This window comes from Pseudomonas sp. efr-133-TYG-23 (assembly GCF_030209215.1).
In the GTDB taxonomy this organism is placed as follows: Bacteria; Pseudomonadota; Gammaproteobacteria; order Pseudomonadales; family Pseudomonadaceae; genus Aquipseudomonas; species Aquipseudomonas rhodesiae.
This window is the reverse complement of record NZ_JARVSL010000015.1, coordinates 84,944-100,196: the sequence shown is the minus strand read 5'-3', so window position 1 is coordinate 100,196 and position 15,253 is coordinate 84,944. Positions and strand designations below refer to the sequence as shown.

14 protein-coding genes are annotated in these 15,253 nt (G+C 61.5%); 10 read left to right on the top strand and 4 right to left on the bottom strand.

The genetic code is table 11. The features are described from left to right. Positions 1 to 27 precede the first annotated feature (27 nt). The 3 genes from ptrR to QRN41_RS10240 all read left to right on the top strand — a co-directional run bounded on the left by ptrR (position 28) and on the right by QRN41_RS10240 (position 2,995). Positions 28 to 921 carry a putrescine utilization regulator PtrR gene (gene ptrR / locus QRN41_RS10250; RefSeq protein ID WP_094064969.1) on the top strand — a complete coding sequence of 298 codons (894 nt, stop codon included), beginning with the start codon at positions 28 to 30 and terminating at the stop codon, positions 919 to 921. Positions 922 to 1,080: 159 nt separating this feature from the next. Next, positions 1,081 to 1,203: a PA1414 family protein gene (locus QRN41_RS10245; protein WP_003193089.1), complete on the top strand. Its 123-nt coding sequence runs from the start codon at positions 1,081 to 1,083 to the stop codon at positions 1,201 to 1,203. A 220-nt stretch (positions 1,204 to 1,423) separates the two neighbouring features. Next, entirely contained in the window at positions 1,424 to 2,995 is a 1,572-nt protein-coding gene (locus QRN41_RS10240; protein ID WP_285421517.1) for a Rossmann-fold NAD(P)-binding domain-containing protein, read from the top strand. 51 nt (positions 2,996 to 3,046) lie between these two features. On the opposite strand, the gene QRN41_RS10235 is transcribed toward QRN41_RS10240, so the two are convergent. From QRN41_RS10235 to speB, 4 genes are read right to left on the bottom strand one after another with little or no spacing between them, the layout of a single operon-like run. Continuing rightward, positions 3,047 to 4,429: a sodium:solute symporter family protein gene (locus tag QRN41_RS10235; protein WP_034138900.1), complete on the bottom strand. Its 1,383-nt coding sequence runs from the start codon at positions 4,427 to 4,429 to the stop codon at positions 3,047 to 3,049. Positions 4,430 to 4,453: 24 nt separating this feature from the next. After that, a complete protein-coding gene (locus QRN41_RS10230; RefSeq protein ID WP_285421516.1) occupies positions 4,454 to 5,950 on the bottom strand; it encodes a purine-cytosine permease family protein in 1,497 nt (498 codons plus the stop codon). Positions 5,951 to 5,971: 21 nt separating this feature from the next. Further along, a complete protein-coding gene (locus QRN41_RS10225) occupies positions 5,972 to 6,394 on the bottom strand; it encodes a YybH family protein (protein ID WP_034099612.1) in 423 nt (140 codons plus the stop codon). Then, complete coding sequence (speB, locus tag QRN41_RS10220) at positions 6,394 to 7,344, bottom strand: agmatinase (protein WP_034099610.1); 951 nt, start codon at positions 7,342 to 7,344, stop codon at positions 6,394 to 6,396. Before speB ends, QRN41_RS10225 begins: the two co-directional genes overlap by 1 nt. Positions 7,345 to 7,493: 149 nt before the next feature. Between speB and QRN41_RS10215 the strand changes: the two genes are divergently transcribed. The 7 genes from QRN41_RS10215 to QRN41_RS10185 all read left to right on the top strand — a co-directional run bounded on the left by QRN41_RS10215 (position 7,494) and on the right by QRN41_RS10185 (position 15,238). After that, positions 7,494 to 8,387, top strand: a complete 894-nt coding sequence (locus QRN41_RS10215) for a LysR family transcriptional regulator (RefSeq protein WP_034099609.1) — start codon at positions 7,494 to 7,496, stop codon at positions 8,385 to 8,387. A gap of 7 nt (positions 8,388 to 8,394) precedes the next feature. Next, the gene (locus QRN41_RS10210; protein WP_034138897.1) at positions 8,395 to 9,000 is read left to right on the top strand and encodes a tRNA-uridine aminocarboxypropyltransferase; all 606 of its coding nucleotides are present in this window, start codon (positions 8,395 to 8,397) and stop codon (positions 8,998 to 9,000) included. A gap of 184 nt (positions 9,001 to 9,184) precedes the next feature. Continuing rightward, positions 9,185 to 10,087, top strand: a complete 903-nt coding sequence (gene cysM, locus QRN41_RS10205; RefSeq protein ID WP_034099607.1) for a cysteine synthase CysM — start codon at positions 9,185 to 9,187, stop codon at positions 10,085 to 10,087. Beyond that, the gene (gene rlmD, locus QRN41_RS10200; protein WP_285421515.1) at positions 10,087 to 11,439 is read left to right on the top strand and encodes a 23S rRNA (uracil(1939)-C(5))-methyltransferase RlmD; all 1,353 of its coding nucleotides are present in this window, start codon (positions 10,087 to 10,089) and stop codon (positions 11,437 to 11,439) included. Before cysM ends, rlmD begins: the two co-directional genes overlap by 1 nt. A 139-nt stretch (positions 11,440 to 11,578) precedes the next feature. Next, positions 11,579 to 13,825, top strand: a complete 2,247-nt coding sequence (gene relA / locus QRN41_RS10195; protein WP_034099604.1) for a GTP diphosphokinase — start codon at positions 11,579 to 11,581, stop codon at positions 13,823 to 13,825. 8 nt (positions 13,826 to 13,833) lie between these two features. Next, positions 13,834 to 14,667: a nucleoside triphosphate pyrophosphohydrolase gene (gene mazG, locus QRN41_RS10190; RefSeq protein ID WP_034099603.1), complete on the top strand. Its 834-nt coding sequence runs from the start codon at positions 13,834 to 13,836 to the stop codon at positions 14,665 to 14,667. Between the two features lie 25 nt (positions 14,668 to 14,692). Further along, positions 14,693 to 15,238: a DUF2058 domain-containing protein gene (locus tag QRN41_RS10185; protein ID WP_034099601.1), complete on the top strand. Its 546-nt coding sequence runs from the start codon at positions 14,693 to 14,695 to the stop codon at positions 15,236 to 15,238. Positions 15,239 to 15,253 lie beyond the last annotated feature (15 nt).

The window sequence follows — 15,253 nt, the reverse complement described above, 5'->3', positions numbered from 1 at the left end:
GCAACTTGTTCAGTTTTGGAGAAAGGTATGGAGTTCAGTCAATTGCGCATCTTCCAGGCGGTGGCCGAAGAGGGCTCCATCACTCGCGCGGCCGAGCGCCTGCACCGCGTGCCGTCGAACCTGTCGACACGCCTCAAGCAGATGGAGGAACAGCTCGGCGTCGAATTGTTCGTGCGCGAACGTCAACGCTTGCAGTTGTCCCCGGCAGGCAAGGTGCTGCTGGACTACAGCACGCGCCTGTTGGCCTTGCATGACGAAGCCCACGGCGCGGTGCAAGGCGGCCAGCCGGCTGGGGATTTTGTGCTGGGCAGCATGTACAGCACCGCGGCGATTCACCTGCCGACCTTGCTGGCGCGTTATCACAAGGCTTATCCGCAGGTGAACTTGCAGGTGCAGTCGGCGCCCAGCGGCGAATTGCTTGAAGGCCTGATCACCGGGCGCCTTGACGCGGCCTTGGTGGATGGCCCGCTGACCATCGCCTCTTTGGATGGCATCCCGTTGTGTGAAGAGCGCTTGGTGCTGATCTGTGAAGCGGACCATGCGCCAGTGCGCGGGCCTCAGGACGTGGCTGGTCGCGCAGTGTTCACCTTTCGCCGCAGCTGCGCTTATCGCGCGCGTCTGGAAAGCTGGTTTGCCCAGGATCGTGTGGCCATGGGGCGCGCTATTGAGATCGAGTCGTATCAGGGCATGCTCGCCTGTGTGATTGCCGGTTCGGGAGTGGCGTTGATGTCCGAATCCATGCTTGCCAGCCTGCCGGGCAGGGACAGTGTGTCCGTTCATCCGCTGATAGGGCAATTTGCCACTGCGACCACCTGGTTGATGTGGCGAAAGGGTATGCTCGGCGCTAACCTCAACGCATGGATAGACCTGCAGCAAACAGGCAAGGCCGAGTTGCTGTCAGACACCCGCGCCATCGCTTGAGCGATCCGTCAGGATTCAGACCTATTCGGTAATAGTTCGTTGTGCTTTGCCGCAAGCAATACGTAGTACTTAGGGCTATTATCAGTAGGAAGCGGCGATATTTTATGTAGGGCAATTCAGCTTCCGCCGATCCGCATTACCCTCAAAGGGGGCACCACCATGAAAGAGAAAATTCAAAACTGGCTCCATGATCTCGGCGTCGCCCTGGGCTTGATCGAGCCACCGCTGCAGCCGGTGCCGATTCGCACGGATGACGAACAGCGTCGCCCACGTCGCCGGTGAGCCGCGATTGAGGGAACATTGAGGATTTCGCAACTGTAGTAGCAGGCTTGCTAGGGCAAGTCTGCCACCACAGGTGTCTTAGCATGCCCTGTGTCACACGTTCGTCTCTGAGCATCGGAATCGGACTACTTGTTTGTCAGATTCGGCTGGCTTAGTTAATCCGAAAAATCAGCGTAGAAAAAATCTCCAGCGCCTACATGAATCTGCTGGAGATAAGCCCATGACGCTCTCATGTGTCCCGCCCGTCGCCGCTTCACTGATCGCCACCCTCGACACGGTTTTACACATCGCCCCTGTCTCTAGACGCTGGAGGGCCGACGCCCCCGGCAACGTCGTGTTTCTTCCCCCCACCCTGACCAAGCAGACACTGCTGTTGCATATCGCACTGTTGCGGCCGTCCGCGTTGATTATCGCGGACCAAGTCATCGATGCCGAAATCATTGAGCGGTGGCGCTCAGCCCACCCATTTGGCGATCTGTGTCTGATTCGTAGAGGCACGAGCCTGGATAAAGTACGACTGGACTTGTGCGAAGCGAACGATATTCGAGTAATCAATACCCCGGGCGTCAACGCGCCCCATGTGGCGGCGTATATGGTGCGTTGGCTGACGCTTGGCGAGGGGGCCTTGCCCTCTGAAGTGGGCGTAGTTGGCTACGGGAATGTGGGCAAGGCGCTTGTCAGATTGTTGCTTGAGCGTGACCCCCATGTGCGAATCAAGGTGCTGGGTGAGTATCAGTCCCAAGAGACCACCGACAGCAGAGTGACATTTGCGGTGGACCGGTTCGAAGCGCTGACGGGGGCCCATGCTGTCGCCCTATGCCCGACCCGGAATGACGAAACCATGCCCCGCATCGATGGGGCGTTGATTGAGTGTCTGCACCCACACGCCCGTCTGGTTTGCGTCGTCGAGCCAGACGTGTTCAGCGACGATGCGGTCCAGGCCCTGGCAGTGGCTGAACACCTTCAATTGGTGCTGGGCTGCGGGTCCGTCACATTGGGTGAGTTTCGTTCGCGCGCTCAACTGCTTGGCTGCAGTCTCGATACATGGCGCAAGCCGGTGACCTTCACCATTCAAGCCACCTCCAGCGATGCCTGCCATGGCGACCTTGACCACGCCGTCTGCGTTCAGCAGAGCCTAATAGCCGTGCGCGGCCTGCTCAAGCGGTCCCTTGCCAAATCTTTCACTATCCCGACCGTGCAAACTGATGCCGCCGCGCCATGTGTGTCGATCGTCGGCAGGGGGATCAATAGCCTGTTTCAAGCCGTGATGTTCCGCTTGGCCAACTATCAGGTCACGGTGTACGGAACCGAACGACACAGCGATGATACCCGCCTTAAGCACGTCAATACGTGGCCCATGTCAACAACGCAGCCGACGGCGGAACCAGAGCCCGACCACCGCTTGCCCGTTGAGTGTCACCGCGCAGGGCTTGAGCTGTTCGAAAAGCTGCTGGCGGACAACCCTTCGTTGGCACGATTCGCACACGGGCAGGCGACCACTGCGTTGTGGGATGAACTTGAGGCGCTCTTGGGTGCCTCTGGGGTCCGGTTTCTGCCCCAGCAGTTGAGTCCGGCTCAAACTGCCGCACTGAGTAGGCGGCACTGCGTTGTGTCGGTCTTGGAGGGTGATGATCTCGAAGAGCTATCCATCGTGTACCGCTGCGCCCACAACCGCATCGTCGCCGGCGGAACCTATGCCGCGGGCACCACGCAGGGGTTGCTGTGGGCTTCTCTGGTGCAGGAAATCATCCAAGCCAAAGCGCCTATGGTTTTGGCCATGAACGCCCAATAAAAAAGCGGGTGCGACCTCCGACGTCGCACCCGCTGAAGAAACCGCTTTGTCTCACACCGCCCGAGCTGTCACGCCTTGTGGCTTGCGCGACAGCAGGCTCACCGCGACAAAGCTCACCAGCCCCACCGCCAGGCTGTAGTAGATCGGTGTGTTCGCATCCAGGCCATCCTTGAGCATGAACACCAGCGCCGTCACAAAGCCCAGGGCCATGGAGGCGATCGCGCCGGGTGTGCTGGCGCGTTTCCAGAAGATTGCGCCGATCAGCGGGATCAACATACCGCCTACCAGCAGGTTGTAGGCCAGGGTCAGAGCGCTGATTACGTCGTTGACCACCAACGCAATGCCCAGCACTGTCGCGCCGGTCAGCAGGGTGAACAAGCGGTTGAGGCTCAGGCTCGACTGCTTGCCGCCGCGCAGGCGCGGCAGCAGGTCTTCGGTCAGTACTGTCGAGGCCGCCAGCAAACCGGCGCTGGCGGTGGACATCATCGCTGCCAGCGCTGCGGCGATCACCAGGCCGCGAATGCCGTCTGGCAGCGACAGTTTCACGATAGCGGCGAAGGCGTTGTTGACGTTGTCCAAGTCCGGGATCAGCACATGGGCCGCCATGCCGATCAATGCACAGGCCAGCCCGTAGAGCACGCAGTAGAAACCGGCGAAGGTTCCGGCATACTGCGCGACTTTTTCATCACGGGCGGTGAACACCCGCTGCCAGATGTCCTGGCCGATCAAGATGCCGAAGAAGTAGATCATGAAGTAGGTGATGATGGTGTCCCAGCCGATCGCGGTGAAGCTAAAACTCGACGCAGGCAGCTTGGCCACCAGTTCATCCCAGCCACCGACGCGGTACAGGCAGATCGGCAGCAGGATAAACATCAGGCCGACGGTCTTGATCACGAACTGCACGATGTCGGTAAGGGTCAGCGACCACATGCCGCCGATGGTCGAATACACCACCACCACGCCGCCGCCCAGTAGCACCGACACCCAGAACGGCAGGCCGAACAGCACTTGCAGCACGGTGCCGATGGCCAGGATCGAGGTGACGCCGATCATCAGCGCATACGCCAGCATGATCACCGCGCTGGCTTGGCGCGCCATGGGGTTGTAGCGTTTTTCCAACACCTGGGTGACGGTGAAGATCTTGAGCTTGAGCAGCGGCTTGGCCAGAAACAGATTCAGCGCAATGATCCCCATGCCCAGCGCCGCGCATAGCCAAAAGCCCGAGATACCATGCACATAACCCAGGCGCACCGTGCCGACGGTGGACGCGCCACCCAGTACCGTGGCGGCCATGGTGCCCATGTACAGCGACGGGCCCAGGTTGCGGCCGGCCACCAGGTAATCTTCGTGGGTCTTGGCGCGGCGCATGCCGTAATAGCCGAGCACCAGCATGCCGGCGGCGTAGATGAGTACGACGAATAAATCCAAAGCCATGACGGCGAGTCTCCGATTATTGTTTTAGGCGGTTTGCACGCGGGTAGTGGCCAAAGCCCTGGCCGACTCGGTCGGCCCATACACCGACGCCGGCTCCGGGAACACCCGCAACAGCGTCAGGTACACCACCGAAGCCAGCCCCAGGGTCACCGGCAGGCTGATGTCGATGCCGTCGGCCTGGTTGCCCAGCGGCCCGACGAATTGCCCCGGCAGGTTGACGAAGCACAACCCCACCAGCGCGCTGGGAATCCATGCCCCCAAACCGCGCCAGTTCCAGCCGTGGCTGAACCAGTAACGCCCGCCGGTCTCGCCGCGGGTGAACACTTGCAGGTCATCCGGGCAATAGAAACCGCGGCGTACGATCAGGCCGATGATCATCATCACCATCCACGGCGTGGTGCAGGTGATGATCAGCACGGCGAAGGTCGACACGCTCTGCACCAGGTTGGCGGCGAAACGTCCGATAAAGATGAAGGCAATCGACATCACGCCGATCAGCAATGTCGCCCTGACCCGAGAGAGCACGCGCGGGAATACGCTGGACATGTCCAAGCCGGTGCCATACAGCGAGGTGGTGCCGGTGGACATGCCGCCGATCACCGCGATCAGGCACACGGGCAAGAAGAACCACGTCGGCGCCACCGCCAGCAGGCCGCCGACATAGTTGTTGGCCGCGATGTAATCCGGCGCCTTGACCGCCACGATGGTCGCGGTGGCCAGGCCGAACAGAAACGGAATCAGCGTGGCGATCTGCGCGGCGATCACCGCCAGCATGATGCGCAGTTTCGGCGTCTCGCGCGGGATGTAGCGCGACCAGTCCCCCAGGAACGCACCGAAGGAAATCGGGTTGCTCATGGCCACCAGTGCCGCGCCGATAAAGGCCGCCCAGAAGCCGCTCTGGCCGAGGGCCAAGCTGCCGGCGAAATGGCTGTCGAAGGTCGGTGCGAAGGCAAAGATGCCCAGCAGGAACAGCAGGCTGGCCGCCCACACGGCAATACGGTTGACCCACAGCATGAAACGAAAGCCATAGATGCACACCGTCAGCACCAGCAGGGCAAACATGCCATAGGCCAGGCCCAGGGTCAGGTCGGTTTCCGGCAGGCCGATCAGACGTTTCGCTCCGCCGACCAGTGCATCCCCCGAACTCCACACCGACAGGGAGAAGAAGGCAATCGCCGTCAGCAATGACAGAAACGAGCCGACAATCCGCCCATGCACACCGAAATGCGCGCCGGACGACACTGCGTTGTTGGTGCCGTTGAGCGGCCCGAACAGGCCCATGGGCGCCAGGATCAGCGCGCCCACCAGCACACCCAGCACAATCGCCCACACACCGGCCTGGAATGACAGGCCGAACAGTACGGGGAAGGAGCCCAAAACGGCGGTGGCAAAGGTATTGGCACCGCCGAAGATCAGTCGGAACAGATCCTTGGGGCTGGCGGTGCGCTCGTGGTCCGGGATCTGTTCGACCCCGTTGGTTTCTATGGTGCGAATACTTTTTTGGTTGTTTTTATTATTCATGATCAGCTCCGATCATATTGGCTAAGGGGGCGGCAGCCCTTCCGGCATAGCGGACAAATGTTCGTGACAGGCCAGCCACAGGCCTTGTTTTTGTTGTGTGCCAGACCCTTGCCGAATAAACACAATGGTCTCGCGTTCCTGGCTGGAGCAGTGCTCCCCATGCATGCGCAACTCGGTGGCCACGTCATGCATAAAAATCGCCACATCCCCGTGCAGGCTGACGTGGGCATTACTCGACGTGCAGGACAGCACCTCGAATCCTTCGTCCCTGCGCCAGCTGTCCCACAACGTCTGGTACGCGTCGCGACTCAGCAACGGCTCGGGCAGGGTATAAAACACAAAGCTGGCATCGGCGGTGAATGCGTCGAAGTAGGCGGCGCGGTCATTGCGTGCGAACGCGGCCACCAGGTCGGCGGCCGCTTGCAGCACCTCGTGCGCGCTCATCAACGGTGCGCCACGCCAGGCAGCACGCAGAGCATTTCGTACAGCAGATTCGCGCCCAGCAGGGAGGTATTTCCGGTGGTGTCGTAGGGCGGCGACACTTCCACCAGGTCGCAACCCACCAAGTCCAGGCCCTGGCAACCGCGGATGATTTCGATCGCCTGAATGGTGGTCAACCCGCCGATTTCCGGGGTGCCGGTGCCGGGTGCCCAGGCCGGGTCGATGCCGTCGATATCGAAGCTCAGATACACCGGGCCGCCGCCGACTTTTTCCCGCACTTCGGCCATCAGAGGGGCGAGAGAGTGGTGCCAGCATTCTTCGGCCTGGACTACGCGAAAGCCCTGCTTGCGGCTCCAGTTGAAGTCTTCGGCGGTGTAGCCCTGCGCGCGCAGACCGATCTGCACCACGCGGTCGCAATCGAGCAGACCTTCTTCCACCGCGCGGCGGAACGTGGTGCCGTGGGCGATTTTCTCGCCGAACATATGGTCGTTGACGTCGGCGTGGGCATCGATGTGCACCAGTCCGACCTTGCCGTGTTTCTTGTGGATCGCCCGCAGGATCGGCAGGGTAATAGTGTGGTCGCCGCCCAGGGTCAAGGGGATCACGTCGTGTTCGAGGATCTCGTGATACGCCTCTTCGATAATGCGCACGGCATCCAGCAGGTTGAAGGTGTTGATTGCCACGTCACCGATGTCCGCCACCGACAGCGAGTCGAACGGTGCGGCGCCGGTGGCCATGTTGTAAGGGCGGATCATTACCGATTCGGCGCGGATTTCGCGGGGCCCAAAGCGGGTGCCGGCGCGCAGTGAGGTGCCGATGTCCAAGGGCACCCCGATAAACGCGGCGTCCAGGCCCTTGGCCGTTGGCAGGTGGGGCAGGCGCATCATGGTGGCGATGCCGGCAAAGCGCGGCATTTCATTGCCGCCCAGTGGTTGGTGAAAAATCTTGTCCACGGGAGTGCCTCATCGTTGTTTTGGTTGTCAGGGGCCGATTCTGCGAAAAGCGCGGCGTCGGACAAATCGGCTGTGGCAAATACTTAGTTCAGATTTTTCTAAACTAAAGCAGGCAGGTAGACTGCCGCTCTCAACCCTCGGAGCCGACCATGGCCAACGCCTTGCCCGACCTGAAACTCCTGCGCATCTTCGTCAGCGTCGTGCGACACCAGGGGTTCGCCAATGCCCAGCACGAACTCAACCTGTCGACATCGGCTATCAGCACCTATATGAGTCAGCTGGAATCGGCGCTCGGCCTGGTGCTGTGTCATCGGGGGCGCGGCGGCTTCAGCCTGACCAGCAAGGGCGAGTTGTTCCATCAGGAAACCCTGCGCTTGCTGGCCGAGCTGGAAGGCTTCGAGCAGTACGCCGCCGCGCTCAAAGGGGAATTGCGCGGTACCCTCAAGCTCGGCGTGCTGGACTCCACGGTCAGCGACAAGGCGCTGCCGTTCGCTGAAGTGATCGGCGCCTACAGCCAGGAACACCCGGCGGTGCACCTGCATCTGTCGGTCATGAGTCCCTACGAATTGCAGCTAGGCGTCCAGGACAATCGCCTGGACTTGGCGATTGGCGCCTTTTCCAATCGCATGAGCGGGTTGATCTATATGCCGCTGTACCGCGAGCAGCACTGGCTGTATTGCAGCTCGCGGCATCCGCTGTTCGGCGAGCGGCGTATTCCGGAACAGGTGATTACCCAGCAGCGCATGGTTGGACGCGGCTATTGGAGCCAGGCGGAACTGGCGCGCCATGGTTTTAAACACAGCGCGGCGACCGTGGAAAGTATGGAGGCACAGTTGATCCTGGTGCTGTCCGGCGCCTATATCGGTTACCTGCCGGAACACTACGCCCAGGCCTGGGCCGACAAAGGCGATCTACGGGTATTGTTGCCCGCCACTTTTGGTTATCAGGCACCGTTTTCGATGATCATGCGCCGGGGCCGCAGCCGCGAACCGTTGATCCAGACTTTCCGCGACTTACTTAAAGCTCAGCTCAATCAGGCCTGATACCAGCATGTCCAGACCCCAATGTTCCCGTTGCCTGAGGCCCGCCGCCCATTGCTTGTGTGCGCTGATTCCCCGTCTGGATAGCCGCACTCGGGTGTTGCTGTTGCAGCATCCGAGCGAGGTCAACCATGCGCTCAATACCGCGCGCCTGGCGGCATTAGGTTTGAACAATGCGCAACTGGTGGTGGGCGAGGTGTTCGATGATCTGCCGACCTTGTTGAACCCTCCCGGCTATCAGGCACGGCTGTTGTTTCCCGCTGACGACGCCCAGCCATTGCACGCCTACGGGCCCGACGACCAACCGCTGTTGCTGGTGGTCCCCGACGGCACCTGGCGAAAAGCACGTAAATTGCTGCACCTGAATCCGTTGTTGGCGGCGTTGCCACGGGTGTCGCTGGCCGAGGGCGGTGTGTCGCGCTATCGGCTGCGCAAGGCGCCAGGGCCGGGAGCCTTGTCGACGGTTGAAGCAATTGCGCAGGCATTGCAGGTGCTGGAGGCACCCACTTCTTTCGAGCCGCTGCTCAAACCTTTTGAAGCATTGATCGACGGGCAGATTGCGGCGATGGGGGACGAGGTTTTCCAGAAGAATCATGGCGGCGGGCATTGGGAGTAGGCAGGGGCGTTGCAGCATGAAAATGCGCTCGCATGTGGGAGGGGCCCGCCCCCAATAGGGCCCTCACAGCTGCCCATTTCCCTCGCTTATTCCCATAAGCCATAAGTACCGCACTTTGCGTGATATGGCCCGCCGACCTTTCCCGGTATGATGTGCGCCCCGCAGTCTGGATTGCGAATACGCCATGACCTTGCAGTACCCCACTATCGCCGATTGCGTCGGCAACACGCCCCTGGTCCGCTTGCAACGCATGGCGGGTGAAACCAGCAATACCCTGTTGCTCAAGCTCGAAGGGAACAACCCGGCCGGCTCGGTAAAAGACCGCCCGGCGCTGTCGATGATCACCCGCGCCGAGTTGCGCGGGCAGATCAAACCGGGTGACACCCTGATCGAAGCCACCTCGGGCAACACCGGGATCGCCCTGGCCATGGCCGCCGCGATCAAGGGTTACAAAATGATCCTGATCATGCCCGACAACGGCAGCGCCGAGCGCAAGGCGGCAATGACCGCCTATGGCGCCGAGTTGGTGCTGGTGACCCAGGAAGAAGGCATGGAAGGTGCCCGCGACCTCGCCGAGCGCATGGCCGCCGCAGGCCGTGGCCTGGTGCTCGACCAGTTCGCCAACGGGGATAACCCTGAGGCGCACTACACCAGCACCGGCCCGGAAATCTGGCGCCAGACCCAGGGCACCATCACCCATTTCGTCAGTTCCATGGGCACCACCGGCACCATCATGGGCAACTCGCGTTACCTCAAGGAGCAGAACCCGGCGATCCAGATCGTCGGCCTGCAACCGATGGAAGGCGCGGCCATCCCCGGCATTCGCCGCTGGCCAGAAGCCTATCTGCCGAAGATCTACAACGCCTCGCGGGTCGATCGCATCATCGACATGGCCCAGCGCGAAGCCGAAGACACCACCCGCCGCCTGGCCCGTGAAGAAGGCATCTTCTGCGGCGTTTCCTCCGGCGGTGCAGTGGCCGGCATGCTGCGGCTGTCGAAAGAAGTCGAAAACGCGGTGATCGTCGCGATCATCTGTGACCGAGGCGACCGTTACCTGTCGACCGGCATTTTCGACGAACCCAACTGATGGCCAAGCACGACAGAGGCCTGCGCTTCCAACCGACGGGCGGCAGCCGGGCCCCACAAATTCCCGTGGGCAAGAAACAGCGCCTGACCATTGAGCGCCTGGCCAACGACGGCCGCGGTATCGTGTTCTTCGAAGGACGCACCTGGTTCGTCAATGGCGCCCTGGCCGGTGAAGAGGTCGAAGCGCGGGTGTTGGGCACCCACGGCAAAGTGGTCGAAGCTCGCACCGAGCGGGTGTTCAGCGCCAGCGAACTGCGCCGCCCTGCACCTTGCGCGCATTTCGGCCGCTGCGGCGGCTGCAGCGTGCAGCATCTGGCGCATGACGAACAACTCGCCCTGAAACAGCGCATGCTCGCCGAGCAACTGTCCCGTGTGGCCGGTATCGAGCCATCGGAATGGGCGGCGCCGTTGAGTGGCCCGGAATTCGGCTACCGTCGCCGCGCCCGCGTGGCCGTGCGCTGGGACGCCAAGGCCAAGACCCTTGAAGTGGGTTTTCGCACGGTGGCCAGCCAGGACATTGTTGCCATCGATGAATGCCCGGTGCTGGTACAGGCCTTGCAACCGATCATGCAGCGCCTGCCGAACATGCTGCGCCGCTTGAGCAAACCTCAAGCCCTGGGGCATGTGGAGTTGTTCAGCGGGTCGTCCATCGCTATGTTGTTGCGGCATATGGCGCCGTTGTCCGAAGCGGACCTGCTGGTGTTGAAAGAATTCTGCGCGTTCCATAACGCTCAATTGTGGCTCCAGGGGGAGGGGCAACCGGCACCGGTGGAGCCCGATCTGACCCTGGGATTTGGCTTGGAAGCCTGGGATCTGGAGCTGGCGTATCGGCCAGGGGATTTTGTTCAGGTCAACGCCGGGGTCAATGAGGCGATGGTGGCCCAGGCCCTGGAATGGCTGGCGCCGCAACCCGACGAGCGGGTGCTGGATCTGTTTTGCGGTCTGGGCAACTTCGCCTTGCCATTGGCGCGCCAGGTGCGTGAAGTGGTCGCGGTAGAAGGTGTGCAGACCATGGTGGACCGGGCGGCGCTCAACGCCGTCAGCAACAATTTGCATAATGCGCGGTTTTTTCAGGCCGATTTGTCTCAGCCTTTGACTGACGCAGAATGGGCCAAGCAGGGCTTTTCTGCGGTACTCTTGGACCCACCTCGCGACGGTGCTCAGGAGGTGGTGCGCAAGCTCGCCACCCTGGGGGCCAAGCGTCTGGTGTATGTGTCCTGCAACCCGGCGACGCTGGCGCGGGACACGGTTGAGTTGGTCAAGCAAGGCTACCGGCTAAAACGTGCCGGGATCCTCGATATGTTTCCGCAGACAGCGCATGTCGAGGCCATGGCGTTATTTGAAGCGGGCTAGGATGCCCGTTTAATCCGACTGGCCTGCATTCTCCAGGGCCGTGATCCGCCAGGGAATCTGCAGGGTGAGCTTTAGTGATAAAGCAGGTTGGCGATGATTTTTGACGCATCGAAGGTGCGTCGTAGGGAAGGTAAGCAAGATGGTACAGGTGAGAGCACACCAGCCGATCAACACTGACGGCAGTATCAATCTCGAGGCATGGCTGGATCATGCGGTCAGTGTCGATCCGGCACTGGACCGTGAAGCCTTGAAGGCCGCCTGCGAGTTCGCCCGTGAGTCTGAGCAACAGGACAACGCGGCGAAGAACCTGTGGGCCGAAGGCACTTCAAGTTTTCGCACCGGCCTTGAGATCGCCGAGATCCTCGCCGATCTCAAGCTGGACCAGGATTCGCTGATCGCCGCCGTGCTCTATCGCGGCGTGCGCGAAGGGCATATTCCGTTGCCAACGGTCAGCCAGCGCTTCGGTGCAGTGGTGGCCAAACTGATCGACGGCGTGCTGCGCATGGCCGCCATCAGCGCCAGCCTCAGCCCGCGGCAGTCCATGGTGCTGGGTACCCAGGGCCAGGTCGAGAACCTGCGCAAGATGCTGGTGGCGATGGTCGACGATGTGCGCGTGGCCCTGATCAAGCTGGCCGAACGCACCTGTGCGATCCGTGCGGTCAAGAACGCCGACGACGAGAAACGCAACCGCGTCGCCCGCGAGGTCTTCGATATCTACGCGCCCCTGGCGCACCGCCTGGGTATCGGCCATATCAAGTGGGAGTTGGAGGACCTGTCCTTTCGCTACCTGGAGCCCGATCAATACAAACAGATCGCCACGCTCTTGCACGAGCGCAGGCTGGATCGCGAGCGCTTCATCACCGATGTGATGAACCAACTGCGTTCCGAGCTGCAGGCCACCGGGGTCGAGGCTGACATCAGTGGCCGCGCCAAACACATCTATTCCATCTGGCGCAAAATGCAGCGCAAGGGCCTGGCTTTCAGCCAGATCTACGACGTGCGTGCGGTGCGCGTGCTGGTGCCGGAAATGCGCGACTGCTACACCGCGCTGGGCATCGTCCACACCCTGTGGCGGCACATTCCCAAGGAATTCGACGACTACATTGCCAACCCCAAGGAAAACGGCTACCGCTCGCTGCACACTGCGGTGATCGGCCCCGAGGGCAAGGTCCTGGAAGTGCAGATCCGCACCCATGCCATGCACGAAGAGGCAGAGCTGGGGGTGTGTGCGCACTGGCGCTACAAGGGCACCGACGTCAAGGCTGGCTCCAATCAGTACGAGGAGAAAATCTCCTGGCTGCGCCAAGTGCTGGAATGGCACGAAGAACTCGGCGACATCGGCGGCCTGGCCGAACAACTGCGGGTCGATATCGAACCGGACCGGGTCTACATCTTTACCCCGGACGGCCACGCCATCGACTTGCCCAAGGGTGCCACGCCGTTGGACTTCGCTTACCGCGTGCACACCGAGATTGGCCACAACTGCCGGGGCGCCAAGATCAACGGGCGCATCGTGCCGCTCAACTACAGCCTGCAGACCGGTGAACAGGTCGAGATCATCACCAGCAAACACGGCACCCCCAGCCGCGACTGGCTGAATCCGAACCTGGGTTACATCACCACATCGCGGGCGCGGGCCAAGATCGTCCACTGGTTCAAACTGCAGGCCCGCGACCAGAACGTCGCCGCCGGCAAGACCCTGATCGAACGCGAACTGGCCCGCCTGGGGCTGCCCCAGGTGGACTTCGACAAGCTGGCCGAAAAGGCCAATATGAAGATTGCCGAGGACATGTTCGCCGCCCTCGGTGCCGGCGACCTGCGCCTTGCGCAGTTGGTCAACCTGGCCCAGCAACTGGTGGAGCCGGAGCGCGGCAACGAACAACTGGAACTGATCCCACGCAAAGCCACCGGCTACAAACCTGGCAAGCGCGGCGATATTCAGATCCAGGGCGTGGGCAACCTGATGACGCAGATGGCCGGTTGCTGCCAGCCGCTGCCGGGCGATGCCATCGTCGGCTACATCACCCAGGGTCGTGGCGTGAGCATTCACCGTCAGGACTGCGCTTCGGTGTTGCAGCTGGCCGGGCGTGAGCCGGAGCGCATCATTCAGGTCAGTTGGGGGCCGGTACCGGTGCTCACCTATCCGGTGGACATCATCATCCGCGCCTACGACCGTTCGGGGTTGCTGCGCGACGTCTCGCAAGTGTTGCTCAACGAGCGGATCAACGTGTTGGCGGTCAACACCCGCTCGAATAAAGAGGACAACACCGCGTTGATGTCACTGACCATCGAGATTCCCGGGCTGGATGCGCTGGGGCGGTTGCTGGGGCGGATTTCCCAGTTGCCGAACATCATCGAGACGCGGCGTAATCGCACGCCATCATGAGTAGCCCGATGTACAGCCTCGAAGACCTGCTGCACCTGATGAATCGCCTGCGGGACCCGCAATACGGGTGCCCGTGGGACATCAAGCAAACCTACGCGAGCATCGTCCCGCACACCCTCGAAGAAGCCTACGAGGTGGCCGATGCCATCGAGCGTGGCGACTTCGATCACTTGCAGGGCGAGCTCGGCGATTTGCTCTTTCAGGTGGTGTATTACAGCCAGCTGGCGCGGGAAGAAGGGCGCTTTGAATTTGCCGGGGTGGTCGACAGCATTACTCGCAAGCTGATTCGGCGTCACCCCCATGTGTTCCCGACCGGCGATCTGTATGCGCCGCTGGATGTCCCGCGACTCAGCGAAGAACACGTCAAGGAACGCTGGGAGCAGATCAAGGCCGAGGAGCGCGCGGAAAAGTCCGACGCACCGCAGCAGCTTTCGCTGCTCGACGATGTGCCCAGCGCCTTGCCGTCCCTGTCCCGTGCCGCCAAGTTGCAGAAACGCGCCAGCCAGGTCGGTTTCGACTGGCCATCGGCCTTGCCGGTGGTGGACAACGTGCGCGAAGAGTTGGATGAAGTCCTCGAAGCCATGGCCGATAACGACCCGGCGGCCATTGCCGATGAAGTCGGCGACCTGCTGTTCGCGGCGGTCAACCTGGCCCGTCACCTTAAGGTCGACCCCGAAACCGCGCTGCGTGGCGCCAATGCCAAATTCGAACGACGCTTCCGATTTATCGAACAGGCATTGCGCGAGACCCAGCGTCCCATGGAAGATTGCACCCTCGAAGAGTTGGACGCCCTGTGGGGCGAAGCCAAACGTCAGGAAAAGAACGTGTCCAGCTGCGGTTGAGCAGTTGCCTAAGTGAGTAAGCACCATGAGCCTTTCCCTTCGCGACCAGTTGCTCAAAGCAGGTCTGGTCAATCAAAAGCAGGCCAAGCAGGTCGGCAAAGAGAAACAGAAGCAGCAACGTCTGGTCCACAAAGGCCAGGCCGAAGCCGATGACACCCAGGCGCGCCTGGCCCTTGAGGCCAAGGCCGAAAAGATCAAGCGCGACCAGGAACTGAACCGCCAGCAGCAGGAAAAAGCCGAGGCCAAGGCCCGTGCGGCCCAGGTCAAGCAACTGATCGAAACCTCGCGTCTGCCCAAGCTGACCACCGAGGACTACTACAACTTCGTGGATGACAAAAAGGTCAAGCGCCTGTCAGTCAACACGTTGATGCGCAACAAACTGAGCAACGGCTCCCTGGCGATCGTGCATCACGGCGGCGGTTACGAAGTGATCCCACGGGAGGCCGCGTTGAAGATCCAGGAGCGCGCACCCGAGCGCATCGTACAGCTCAATATCCTCACCGAGAGCCAGGTGCCGGACGAGGATGATCCATACGCGGCTTACCAGATCCCTGACGACCTGATGTGGTAAGCGGCGCATCGTGCT